6 protein-coding genes and 2 pseudogenes are annotated in these 12,501 nt (G+C 61.2%); 6 read left to right on the plus strand and 2 right to left on the minus strand.

Annotation, left to right across the window (positions count from 1 at the left end; genetic code table 11):
* The first annotated feature begins 28 nt into the window (after positions 1–28).
* Entirely contained in the window at positions 29–976 is a 948-nt protein-coding gene (locus AB5I78_RS16350; RefSeq protein ID WP_369303284.1) for a DUF1853 family protein, read from the plus strand.
* Here the strand turns inward: AB5I78_RS16350 and AB5I78_RS16355 are convergent.
* A pseudogene (locus tag AB5I78_RS16355) lies at positions 969–2,587 on the minus strand (PvdJ/PvdD/PvdP-like protein). The gene AB5I78_RS16350 and the pseudogene AB5I78_RS16355 sit on opposite strands and share 8 nt — an antisense overlap.
* A gap of 142 nt (positions 2,588–2,729) precedes the next feature.
* Here AB5I78_RS16355 and pvdM point away from each other — a divergent pair.
* The 3 genes from pvdM to AB5I78_RS16370 are packed head-to-tail and all read left to right on the plus strand — an operon-like array spanning position 2,730 to position 6,280.
* Entirely contained in the window at positions 2,730–4,079 is a 1,350-nt protein-coding gene (pvdM, locus tag AB5I78_RS16360; RefSeq protein WP_145165720.1) for a pyoverdine-tailoring dipeptidase-like protein PvdM, read from the plus strand.
* Between the two features lie 18 nt (positions 4,080–4,097).
* Positions 4,098–5,378, plus strand: coding sequence for an aminotransferase class V-fold PLP-dependent enzyme (locus tag AB5I78_RS16365; RefSeq protein ID WP_369303282.1), 1,281 nt, complete (start codon positions 4,098–4,100; stop codon positions 5,376–5,378).
* A 29-nt stretch (positions 5,379–5,407) separates the two neighbouring features.
* Positions 5,408–6,280 (plus strand): formylglycine-generating enzyme family protein, encoded by an 873-nt coding sequence (locus AB5I78_RS16370; RefSeq protein ID WP_369303281.1) that lies wholly within the window; start codon positions 5,408–5,410, stop codon positions 6,278–6,280.
* An 876-nt stretch (positions 6,281–7,156) separates the two neighbouring features.
* Here the strand turns inward: AB5I78_RS16370 and AB5I78_RS16375 are convergent.
* Positions 7,157–7,984: a N(5)-hydroxyornithine transformylase PvdF gene (locus AB5I78_RS16375; protein WP_094950653.1), complete on the minus strand. Its 828-nt coding sequence runs from the start codon at positions 7,982–7,984 to the stop codon at positions 7,157–7,159.
* Between the two features lie 201 nt (positions 7,985–8,185).
* Between AB5I78_RS16375 and AB5I78_RS16380 the strand changes: the two are divergent.
* Positions 8,186–9,837, plus strand: a pseudogene (locus AB5I78_RS16380) (cyclic peptide export ABC transporter).
* Between the two features lie 153 nt (positions 9,838–9,990).
* Positions 9,991–12,369: a TonB-dependent siderophore receptor gene (locus tag AB5I78_RS16385; protein ID WP_369303279.1), complete on the plus strand. Its 2,379-nt coding sequence runs from the start codon at positions 9,991–9,993 to the stop codon at positions 12,367–12,369.
* Positions 12,370–12,501: the final 132 nt, after the last annotated feature.

Consider the following 12,501-nt stretch of genomic DNA (forward strand, 5'->3'; position numbering starts at 1 on the left):
ACAGACGTTAAACGGCTATGCTCGGACCATGACTGTGTTCCCGGATTTGCACAATCTGCCCCGCCAACTGCGCCACCCCGAAGTGCGCGATTTGGCGTGGGTGATGCTTGCCCCGCCGATGCTCGCGCAAACGCCCTGGCCGCAGCGCCACCCGCTGGCGGGCAGCGAGTGGGTGCAGGCACCGCATCTGCTGGAGCGATGGTTACGCGCGCTCGATCAAGACAGCAGCGCCTTGCAGCACTGGCTAAGCCTTGCCCGCACACGGCGCCTGGGCCTGTATTACGAGCGCCTGTGGCAATTTGCCGTGCAGCATGCGCCGGGCGTGGAATTGCTCGCCGCCAACCTGCCGATCCGCCGCGCCGGGCATACCTTGGGCGAGCTGGACATGCTGCTGCGCGACCGCGATGGCGTGCACCACCTGGAACTGGCGATCAAACTGTATCTCGGGCCGCAGGACGGCAACGGCCTGGACGCCGCGCAATGGCTGGGGCCGGGGTGCCATGATCGGCTGGACCGCAAACTGGCCCACCTCGCTCAGCATCAGTTGCCGATTTCAGCGCGTGCGGAAAGCCGCGAGGCATTGGCGGCGCTGGATATCCAGCAGTTCGATGCGCATTTGTGGCTCGGCGGGTATTTGCTCTATCCCTGGCCCGGCCAGGCCGAACCCCCTCACGGCGCCCATCCGCAGCATCTGCGGGGGCGCTGGCTGCATCAGCGCGATTGGCCGGCGCTGGTCAGTGCCAGCCCGCCGGGGCGCTGGCAACCGCTGCCCAGGCATGCCTGGCTTGCGCCGGCGCATTACCCGCAGGACGAGGTGTGGAGTGAGCAGCAGATGCACGGCTGGCTGGCAGCACTGGACCCGATGGCACCCGCGCAGTTGTTGGTGCGCCTTGTGCAAAATGGCGAGGATTGGGAAGAAGCCGAACGCCTGTTCCTGGTGGCCGATCTCTGGCCCAACGTCCCAGGCGTTACTTGACCTTCAGGTGCCGTGCGTACCAGGGCCGCCTCGGCACACGCTTGAACAATGCCTGCAAGCCTTCGTCCTCAGCGGCAAAGGTAATACGCAGCGCCAGCTTCATGGTCTCCGGTCCATCTCCATCGACCTGCCCATCTGCAAACCCGGCGTGGTGCTGCAGCCGTGAGTGTCAGGCCCCAGCCACGGATCGCCGACTTCCACCCAACGCCCCTGCGCAAACCAGTTCACACCATTGACTTCCAGCCGGCTGACCTCACCGGGGTTGAAGCGCTCGTGGGCGCGAAACCAATCCTCGATGCGGTCATCGATCCAGCCGTGAAAATGCCAGAACACCGGGTTTACATGCGATGAAAACGGATCACCGAGAAAATCGTTCTCCGGCGCATACCAACGCGCGGCAAAGTCCGACGGGTCGCGGGCGAACGGCACCGGCGCGCCGTTGGACGGGTCACGCGGCACCGAGGCCCAGCGCATGTGCAGCCAGTCGTGCAGGCCTAATTCCATCTCGGAACCCAATTGCCCAAGGCTCAGCTTGGCCAGGTAACGTGGGTCGCGGTATTGGGATTCCCAGACCTGAAAGTTGCTGTGGTAAGTCTGGGCCGCCTTGATATCGCTGACCCACTGGGTGTATTCGCTGTCATCCGGCGCCGACCAACAGGGCGGCAACGCGAAGCCGTCGTGGTTATCGAAGTAACGCACAAAGCCCAGACGGTCGCGTTCCAGCGCCGGCTGCGGCTCGGGGAATTGCGGCCACGACGGCAAATCTTGCATGGAACGCGCAGTGCCGAGCATATGGCGGTGCATGAAAAAGAAGTCGATGCCCGAGCCGTTGCGATCTTTGCGTTTGCCACGGGCGTCGCGTTCCTGGCCGCGCGGGCCGGGCTGCCAGCCGATGCCGCGCAAGGCGTCGCGTTTTTCTTCCGAGAGCTTGTGCCACTGGTCGCGGGTGGCGTGCCAGAGTTGGTGAAACAGGCGGTGCTCCGGCGAAATCAGCCAGGCCAGCAGCGTCGGGTTCAGGCCGATGCGTTGGCGGGCTTCGGGAAACAGCTGTTTGTGGGCGATAAAGCGGTTGTCACGCTCGGTCAATGCCAAGGGGCGATCAAGGTTGAGGATCTGCCCGCTGAGGGTGCTGCTGCCGGCGTTAGCGAAGTCGGCCCAGACTTCATCGAGGGTCATCTTGAATTCATAGGCCGGTGCGCCGTCGGCCGCCTCGCGGTCGATCAGGCGCCAGTAAAGCAAGGCGCCCTCGCCTGTCAGCACGTCACCGAGTACGCGGTAACGCGGTTCACCTTCGGCGCGCAGGTTTTCAGCAGTGTCCAGGTAGCCGCGCAGGCCACGGCCACGCGGGGCGATGTCCAGCAGCAGTTCCAGGCCTTGCAGCGGCAAGCCCTTTAGCCCGGCGTCGCGGCCTTCCAGGCGCAGGCTCCACACACCGCGCAAAATGTTCGCCAAATGCTGGCCTTCGGTGTCGGCCAAATCCACCGTGGCCTCGCCCGGGGTAATGGGGAATTCTTCTTCACGCGTCAGCTCGCGATGGGCATAAAAGGCCGCCGGCACGGCAGCGCCCGTCAGCGCCAGGCCTGCGATGAACCCACGTCGAGAGATCGTCATTGTCTACCTTAGGAAACGGCTTAATCAGAGCTAGAACGTTTGCAGCCTTCGCAAATTTACCGCCGCGCCACGCAGGCCTAAATTTCCCCGGCGATGGCTCGTTCTTCCCTGATAGCAAAGGCCTCAACTGACTGAGATGGCAATGACAAAACCACGTTCGAAAAAGGCGCTGTTGATCGGCCTGCCGCTGGCATTGGCCATCGGCGCGGGGGCCGGCTTTCTGGTCTGGGACCACTGGTTTCGCGGCAATGCCGGTTACCCGTTAGAGGTAATCAAGCAAGCCAATGAAATGCAGGACCGCCTGCTGTCGTTCGACAGCCACATCACGGTGCCGATGGATTTCGGCACGGCCGGCAATGAGGCCGACAAAGATGGCAGCGGCCAGTTCGACCTGGCCAAGGCGGCGCGCGGGCGCTTGTCGGGCGCAGCCCTGACGATTTTCGGCTGGCCGGAAATCTGGAACGGCCCCAACGCGCCGCATAAGCCCACCGACGGTTTTGTCGAGGAGGCCCGCCACGAGCAAGAGGTGCGCTACAAGATCATCTCCGGCATGGTGCGCGACTTTCCCAACCAGGTTGGCATCGCCTACACCCCGGACGATTTGCGCCGCCTGCACGGTGAAGGCAAGTTCGCGATCTTTATCAGCATGCTCAACGCCTACCCGCTGGGCGATGACCTGAACCAACTGGATCTATGGGCGGCGCGCGGCATGCGCATGTTCGGCTTCAGTTATATCGGCAATAACGCCTGGTCCGACTCGTCGCGCCCACTGCCGTTTTTCAATGATTCGACCGACGCCCTCGAAGGGCTGTCGCCCATCGGCCAGCAGGCAGTGCATCGCCTCAATGACCTGGGCGTGATCATCGATGTGTCGCAAATGTCGACCAAGGCCCTGGAGCAGGTGGCGCAATTGAGCCGCACGCCGATGGTGGCGTCCCACTCGGCGCCGCGCGCCTCGGTAGATATCCCGCGCAACCTCAGCGACAAGGAGTTGCAACTGATCAAGAACAGCGGCGGCGTGGTTCAAGTGGTGGGCTTCCCCGCCTATTTGCGTCCGCTGAGCCAGCCAACCCAGGACAAACTCAACGCCCTGCGCGCGCGGTTCGACCTGCCGCCGCTGCCCAACCTGGCCATGGCCCTGATGCCCGGCGACGCAATCATTGCCGCCTGGCCCGAGCAGAAGTTCGGCCAGTACGCCCAGGGCCTGTACGGCATTCTCGAAGAAGAACCCAAGGCCACCCTCAAGGATTGGGGCGACGCCATCGACTACACCGTGCGCAAGATCGGCATCGATCACGTCGGCATCTCGTCGGACTTCAACGACGGCGGCGGCATCCAGGGCTGGGAGAACGTCGGCGAGGTGCGCAACGTCACCGCTGAGCTGATCCAGCGTGGCTACTCCGAAGCCGACATCGCCAAGCTGTGGGGAGGCAACTTCCTGCGGGTGTGGGACCAGGTACAAAAAGCCGCCAAGCCCTTGGCCAACCGCTAACCACCTAGAAGCACGTCCATGACTGATCGCCGTACATTTCTCAAACAGGCCGGTGTCTTCGCCGCCAGCCTGCCGCTGGGCGCTGCGCTGATACCTCAAGCATTGGCCGACAACCCGGCACCCGCTGCGAACGACCCATGGACGGGATTGAAACAGCTGTTCAACCAGGACCCGAACTACCTGCACTTCTCCAACTTCCTGGTGGCCTCGCACCCCAAGCCGGTGCGCGAGGCGATCGACCGCTACCGCCAGCAGATCGACCGCAACCCAGGGCTGGCGATGGATTGGGGGCTTGAGGAAACCTGGAAACGCGAAGGCCAGGTACGGGAATGGGCCGGTCGCTACTTGAACGCCAAGCCGGCACAAATTGCCCTCACCGGCAGCACCTCCGAGGGGCTGGCGATGATCTACGGCGGGATAAAGCTGCGGCCCGACCAGGAAATCCTCACCACCGTGCACGAGCATTACGCCACCCAGAACGTCCTGGATTTTCGCGTGCTCAAGCAAGGCACGCAGGTGCGCCGGTTCAGGCTGTTCGAAGACGCCAATCGCGTGTCTGCCGACGAAATCCTCGGCAATATCCAGCGCAGTATTCGCCCCAACACCCGCGTGCTGGGCATGACCTGGGTGCAGTCGGGCAGCGGCGTCAAACTTCCGATTGGCGAGATCGGCAGTCTGGTGGATGCACTCAACCGTCACCGCGATGAAAACGACCGCATTCTCTACGTGGTGGACGGCGTGCATGGCTTTGGCGTGGAAAACCTCGACTTCCCCGACATGCACTGCGACTTCTTTATCGCCGGCACACATAAATGGATGTTCGGTCCGCGCGGTACCGGCCTGGTGTGCGCCCGTGACGCCGAAAACAAATACGTGACGCCGATGGTGCCGACCTTCTCCGAAGACACCAATTTCGCCACCACCATGACGCCCGGCGGTTACCACGCTTTTGAGCATCGCTGGGCGGTGGACGAAGCCTTCAAGCTGCATTTGCAGTTGGGCAAGCCCCAAGTACAGGCGCGCATTCACGCGCTCAACAGCGAATTGAAAAGCCGTTTGCTGGCTCACTCGCAGATCGAACTGGTGACGCCGCGCAGCCCTGACCTCTCCGCCGGTTTTACCTTCTTCCGCGTCAAGGGCCAGGACAGCGAGGCCGTGGTCGCCCACATGATGAAAAACCGCGTGGTGATCGATGCGGTAGACCGCGATGTCGGCCCCGTGATTCGCACCTCCCCCGGCCTGCTTAACAGCTCGGACGAGATCCAGCGTTTCATGAGTTTGCTGAGCCAACGGCTGTGAACCCTTTTTCCTTTGAACGAGATGCCCACATGACTCCATCCCGACTCAAGCCCCTCACTGCCCTGGCGCTGACCGCCCTGTGCGGCGCGCTGTTGCCAGGCCTGGCCCAGGCCGCCACCGCGCAACCGGGCAAAGTATTCAAAGACTGCAAGGACTGCCCGGAAATGGTCGTGCTGCCGGCCGGCACCTTTACCATGGGCACCCCGGAAGACGAAGTCGGCCGCGAGCCCGACGAAGGCCCGATGCATGAGGTGACCTTCGCCAAACCCTTTGCCATGAGCCGCTTCCATATCACCGCCGGTGAATGGGACAGCTATATCCGCCAGACCGGCGTCAAGATCGCCGACGGCGACACCCGCCCAGGGCGCGAATGCATCGCCAGCAAACCACGCTACCCACAAGGCCCGCGCCAGCCGGCGGTGTGCATGGACATGGACGACATCAAGAACTATGTGGCCTGGCTGTCGAAAAAGACCGGGCAGAAATACCAGATGGTCAGCGAAGCGCAACGTGAATATGCGGCGCGTGCGGGCACCACCGGGCCGTTTCCGTTTCCTTTCGATGAGGGCAAGGGTTACAGCATCGCCAAACATGCCAACACCTACGGCCCGGCGGATGGCTACAGCTATTCCTCGCCGGTGGGCAGCTACCCGCCGAATGCGTTTGGCATGTACGACATGCATGGCAATGTCTATGAGCGGGTTGCCGACTGCGAGCACTCCAACTACGTCGGCGCGCCTACCGATGGCAGTGCCTGGGCCGAACCGAACTGCGAGAGCTACCAGATTCGCGGCAATGACTGGGGCGAAGCGCCCGTGTTTTCACGCTCGGGCAACCGCAACAATATTTACCCGCAAACGCGCGGCGACTGGATTGGCTTTCGGGTAGTGCGCGAGCTTTAAGCGCGGCGCCGTTCAAAATGTGGGAGCTGGTTTGCCTGCGATAGCGGTGTGTCAGTCATCCCTTTATCGCCAGGGCCGCCGCCTTCGCGGGCAAGCCCGCTCCCACATTTTGCCTTGCGTATGCCAGGTAACGGTTCGCGGCAATGGCTGGGCGGCTGGGCTTAGGGTCGTGCGCAAACCGTCAAGACCGCCACCGTTCAAATGTGGGAGCTGGCTTGCCTGCGATAGCGGTGTGTCAGTCACCCCTGTATCGACAGGGCCGCCGCCTTCGCGGGCAAGCCCGCTCCCACATTTTGCTTTGCGTACATCAAGTAAAAATTCGCGGCAATGGCTGGGCGGCTGGGCTTAGGGTCGTGCGCAAACCGTCAAGACCGCCACCGTTCAAATGTGGGAGCTGGCTTGCCTGCGATAGCGGTGTGTCAGTCACCCTTTTATCGACAGGGTCGCCGCCTTCGCGGGCAAGCCCGCTCCCACATTTTGCTTTGCGTATGTCAGGTAACAGTTCGCGGCAACGGGCGGGGCGACTGGGCTTAAGGTCGTGCATGAATACCAAGACCGCCACCATTCAAATGTGGGAGCAGGCTTGCCTGCGATAGCGGTGTGTCAGTCACCCCTGTATCGACGGGGCCGCCGCCTTCGCGGGCAAGCCCGCTCCCACATTTTGCTTTGCGTACATCAGGTAAAAATTCGCGGTACCTGTTGGGGCGACTGGGCTTAGGGTCGTGCGCAAGCCGTCAAGACCGCCACCATTCAAATGTGGGAGCTGGCTTGCCTGCGATAGCGGTGTGTCAGTCACCCCTGTATCGACGGGACCGCCGCCTTCGCGGGCAAGCCCGCTCCCACATTTTGGTTCTGCAGGTACTCATAGGGCTGTGTTCAGGCCTGCTTGGCCAACAACTCCAAGCCTTCGTGCAACGCCGGGAACAGGCTGTTGTTGAAGTTGTTCCAGCGCAGTTCGAGGATGGTGTCCTCGGGCGAAATCTCGGTTTTCAGCACGTCGTGAAACACTTCACCCGAATCAATGCCGTTATCCACGTAGTGGAACGACGCGCCGGTGAGGTACAGCGGCTCGGACGGCGTGGTGGCCTTGGTCGCCCAATCCACCACGGTTTGCCCGCGCGCACCATACAACGCGTTCCAGGTGGCGTACGCGCCGCGGCGTTCATAAGGCGATTCGATGCGCGTAATGCCTGGGTGAATGTTCATGATGCGCCGCGCAAACGGCGCACCTGGCCGCACCAACTCATCCAGAATCACCAGCAAACCATCCAGCACGACGATATCGGCTTTCAATTCCACCAGCGTGTCGTGCAGGCGACGCTCGAAATCCTGCTTGCCGGCGATGTGCTCGGCGCTGCCGCGTGGCAGACGGCGATAGGTGGACGGCACGCTCAGCAACAAATCGTTAACCAACCGGCCCTGCACTTGCAGATCCGCCGGGTACAGCCACTGGCGGCCTGGTTTGTAGGCAAAGCCGTAATCGCTGACCAGTTGCTGGTCGCGCGGGTTCTGTTCGTCATCGTCGTACACCACGCCAACCAGGTTGTATGCCTCGCCCAATGGGGTGTCGTTCAACGAGCCCACCAGAAACTCCAGCACCGACTTCATGTAGCGCTCGTGGTCCTTGTAGGCCACCGGCTGCCCGGCCTTGTCGGCTGCGGCATTTCGCAGGGACCACACATACACCAGGTTCTTTTTCGTCATTGTTTCGCTCTCGCTGAATAGACTGCGCGCGGCGTCGATGCACGTGCGCCTACAGAACAAGAACGAACCAGGACACGGCCGATTTATCCCACCGCGTCATCGCCCGGCCTGCCGAGCTAAATAGTCGCGACGGAACTTCGTTTGTCATGGGTAAGGGTCTGTGTGCCCAGCCCCCCTTTTTTCACTTTCCGGGAAGTACTTATGACCGACCCCAAGCGCGGCGCCTTCAACGGTTTGCTCGCATTGCTCAGGCCTTTTCGCACTATCGTGACGGTCTCCGTCGCCCTCGGCATGGCGGGGGGCTGGCCATCACGTTGCTGCTGGCGACTATCAATAATGCCCTGCACTCCACCACCGGCATGACCCAGGGCGTGATCCTGACCTTTGCTGCGCTGTGCCTGTTGGCGCTGACCAGCTCCATCGTCTCGGATATCGGCACCAACTATGTGGGCCAACGGATCATCGCCGCGTTGCGCAAGGATCTGGGCGAGAAAGTGCTGTCGGCACCCCTCGAGCAGATCGAGCGCTACCGTGCCCACCGCCTGATACCGGTACTCACCCACGACGTCGACACCATCAGCGATTTCTCCTTTGCGTTCACGCCGCTGGCCATCGCTACCACGGTGACCCTTGGCTGCCTGGGTTACCTGGCCTATCTGTCGGTGCCGATGTTCCTGATGATGATCGTTGCCATTGTCATCGGCAGCAGCGTGCAGTTCATTGCCGGCCACAAAGGCATACGCGGCTTCGACGAAGCCCGTGATCTGGAAGACGAACTGCAACGCTACTATTCGGCAATTGCCTCGGGCGCCAAAGAGCTGCGCATCCACCGGCCGCGACGCTACCGCATGAACACCCACCGCATTCAGGAAACCGCCGACCAGATCAGCGATATCCAGGTGCGCTCCGTGAATATTTACATCGTGGCGAAAACCTTCGGCTCGATGCTGTTTTTCGTGGTCATCGGCCTGGCCCTGGCCATGCAAGCCTACAGCCCCAACCCTGACCCTGCGGTGATCACCGGCTTCGTGCTGGTGTTGCTGTACATGAAAGGCCCGCTCGAACACGTGGTCGGGTACCTGCCGATCATCGGCAAGGCGCGGATTGCCTTTGCGCGAATTACCGAGCTGTCTGATCGCTTCTCGTCCCCCGAACCGCACTTGCTGATGGACGGCAGCGAGGCGCCAACACCGGTGGTCAACAGCCTAGAACTACGCGGCGTCAGCTACAGCCCACCGCCGGTGGAAGGCAGCGAGCCGTTCCACCTGGGGCCGATCAACCTGAGCATCAAGCAGGGCGATATCGTGTTTATCGTCGGCGAGAACGGCTGCGGCAAGACCACACTGATCAAACTGTTACTAGGCCTGTATCAACCGCAGACAGGGGAAATCCGGCTCAACGGCGAAACCGTGACCGACCCCGTGCGCGATGACTATCGCCAATTGTTCACCACCGTGTTTGCCGACTATTACCTGTTCGACGATCTGGTTCAGGGCAGCGCTACTCAATCGCTGGACAGCGCGGCCAAGTACCTGGAGCGCCTGGAAATCGCGCACAAGGTCAGCGTCAAAGACGGCGTATTCAGTACCACCGACCTTTCTACCGGCCAGCGCAAACGGCTGGCGCTGGTCAATGCCTGGCTCGAAGAGCGCCCTGTGCTGGTGTTCGACGAATGGGCTGCCGATCAAGACCCGGCGTTCCGTCGCGTGTTCTACACCGAGCTGCTGCCAGACCTCAAACGTCTGGGCAAAACCATCATTGTGATCAGCCACGACGACCGCTATTTCGACGTCGCCGACCAGTTGGTGCGCCTGCGCGCGGGCAAAGTGGTGCACGAGCTGGAACCGGCATGAAATTTTTTTCCGGTTTCTTGGGATAGGAACGTCTCACTAGTGGTAATGAGAATTGACCTCAATAAACACTTAGAACTGCCCACTTAAAATCTAGAAGAGAATGCATCCATGCCAGCAACGTTCGGTCTGAGTCCCTTGAGCAAGGCACTCTCCATGCGCCGCCTCTTGAACATCCCTATCCTGCCAAGCACCATTGCCTTTGCAATGGCATTGCCGGTCGCGGGTTACGTGCAGGCTCAGGAAGTCGAACTGAACGTACCTGCGCAGCCGCTGGGGAGCGCGCTTCAGGAATTCGGCCGTCAGACCAATTTGCAGGTGCTGTACAGCCCGACCGACGTAGAAGGCAAACAAAGCCACCCGATCAAGGGTAAGTTGCAACCCAATCAGGCCATGACCACCTTGCTGACGGGCACGGGCGTCAGTTACGACCTGCAAGGCAACTCGTTTACCATCAGCGCTGCGAAAACGTCGGCGCTGGAGCTGGGCGCGACCCAGGTCACGGCCAACCAGTTGGGGACCATCACTGAAGGTTCCGGCTCCTACACCCCCGGCACCATTGCCACCGCGACCCGCATGGTATTGAGCCCACGCGAGACGCCGCAGTCGATCTCCGTGGTGACCCGTCAGGCCATGGACGACTTCAACCTCAAGTCGATCGACGACGTCATGCGACACACGCCGGGCATCACCGTGTCGACCTACGACAGCGAGCGCACCAGCTACTTCTCGCGTGGCTTCGCCATCCAGAACTTTCAGTACGACGGCATCCCGATCCTGCAGGATGCCCAATACTCGTCGGGTCACACCCTGACCGACACTGTGATCTACGACCGCGTCGAAATTCTCAAGGGCGCCACCGGCCTGCTCACCGGCGCAGGCGGCCCGGGTGGCACCATCAATATGGTGCGTAAAAAACCGACATCGGAATTCAAAGGCTATGTCGACCTGGGGGCGGGCTCCTGGGATAACTATCGTTCCGAAATCGATGTCAGCGGCCCGTTGACCGAGTCCGGCAATGTGCGCGGCCGCGCTGTCGCGGCCTACCAGGACAAACATACGTTCCTCGATCACTATCAGCGCCAGACCAACGTCTACTACGGCATCCTCGAATTCGACCTGGCGCCGGACACGTTGCTGACCATCGGTGGCGACTATCAGGACAGCGACCCGCAGGGTTCCAGCTGGTCCGGTGCGGCCTCGTTATTTGACTCAGCCGGTAATCGTATCAGCACGCCGCGCTCCTTCAACAACGGCGCCAAGTACAGCAAGTGGAAGCAGTACACACGCACGGGCTTCGCAACCCTGGAACACACGTTCGACAACGGCTGGGTCGGAAAGGCGCAGTACAACCACCAGATCAACGGCTATAAAGCACCGCTGTCGGCCCTGCTGTCGCCAGACGCGGTTACGGGCAAAGCCTCACTGCTGACCCGCACCTACATCGGTGAAACCACCAGTGACACCGGCGACCTGTATGCCACCGGCCCGTTCAGCCTGTTCGGGCGTGAACACGAGCTGGTCGTCGGCACCTCGGTCTCGCGCTCGCGCTGGCTGGGCAACGACTACACCAACGCCACCAACTACAACAACAGCCACGACTACTTCAACTGGGACGGCGACGCGCCCAAACCGGACCGTGGCCCCCGAACCAAAAAGAACGACGAGCTGACCCGCCAGAGCGCCGGCTACATCACCGGTCGTTTCAGTCTGGCGGATGACCTGCACCTGATCCTCGGCACCCGGGTCAACAACTACGAAGTCAGCGGCACCAGCCAGGTCAAGGACACCGGCAAGGTCGTGCCTTACGCGGGTATCACTTACGACCTCAACGACAACTTCTCGGCCTATGCCAGCTTCACCGAGATTTACCTGCCGCAAGACGACTACCGCGACCGCAACGACAAGCCGCTCGAACCGGACGAAGGCAAGAACTACGAGATCGGCATCAAAGGTGAGTTCTTCGATGGCCGCCTGAATTCGAGCCTGGCTTACTTCGAAGTCCATGAGAAAAACCGCGCAATCGATGACGACGACTACATCCCCAACAGCTACCCTGGGCTGGATTACGCGTCCAAAGGTACCGAAGCCAAAACCAAGGGCTACGAAGCGGAAATCTCCGGCGAACTGGCGCCAGGCTGGCAGTTGCAAGCGGGTTATACCCACAAGATCATGCGCGACAAGCAGGGTGAGAAGCTCTCCACCTGGGAACCGGAAGACCAGGTCAATCTCTACACCAGTTACAAGCTCACCGGCCCACTGGACAAGCTGACCCTGGGCAGCGGCGTACGCTGGCAGGGTACCGGCTGGAAGTTGCTGAACAACTACGCTAAAGGCACCCAGGAAAACTTCTCCCAGGACCCGCTATGGGTAGTGGACGCGATGGCCCGCTTCCAGGTGACCGAGAACGTTTCGGCAACCCTCAACGTCAACAACATCTTCGACAAGAAGTACTACACCAACATCGGCTTCTATAACTCGGCTTACTACGGTGACCCGCGTAATGTGATGCTCAGTACCCGCTGGAACTTCTGATCCAGCACGAGCCCCTGGTCATCGCCGATGACCAGGGGTTTTTTATTGCCCGTTGAAAAAGACGCTGTGTTGAATAACGCCCATAAAAAAACGCCCCTGGACAAAGGTCCAGGGGCGTTGCTTTTTGTCCAG

The organism is Pseudomonas sp. N2-3-1-14, assembly GCF_041228395.1.
Taxonomy (GTDB): domain Bacteria; phylum Pseudomonadota; class Gammaproteobacteria; order Pseudomonadales; family Pseudomonadaceae; genus Aquipseudomonas.

Bases quoted from the DNA above. Each gene is read 5' to 3' on its own strand.
- AB5I78_RS16350 (WP_369303284.1), top strand. From the start codon at position 29: ATGACTGTGTTCCCGGATTTGCACAATCTGCCCCGCCAACTGCGCCAC.
- pvdM (WP_145165720.1), top strand. From the start codon at position 2,730: ATGACAAAACCACGTTCGAAAAAGGCGCTGTTGATCGGCCTGCCGCTG.
- AB5I78_RS16365 (WP_369303282.1), top strand. From the start codon at position 4,098: ATGACTGATCGCCGTACATTTCTCAAACAGGCCGGTGTCTTCGCCGCC.
- AB5I78_RS16370 (WP_369303281.1), top strand. From the start codon at position 5,408: ATGACTCCATCCCGACTCAAGCCCCTCACTGCCCTGGCGCTGACCGCC.
- AB5I78_RS16375 (WP_094950653.1), bottom strand. From the start codon at position 7,984: ATGACGAAAAAGAACCTGGTGTATGTGTGGTCCCTGCGAAATGCCGCA.
- AB5I78_RS16385 (WP_369303279.1), top strand. From the start codon at position 9,991: ATGCGCCGCCTCTTGAACATCCCTATCCTGCCAAGCACCATTGCCTTT.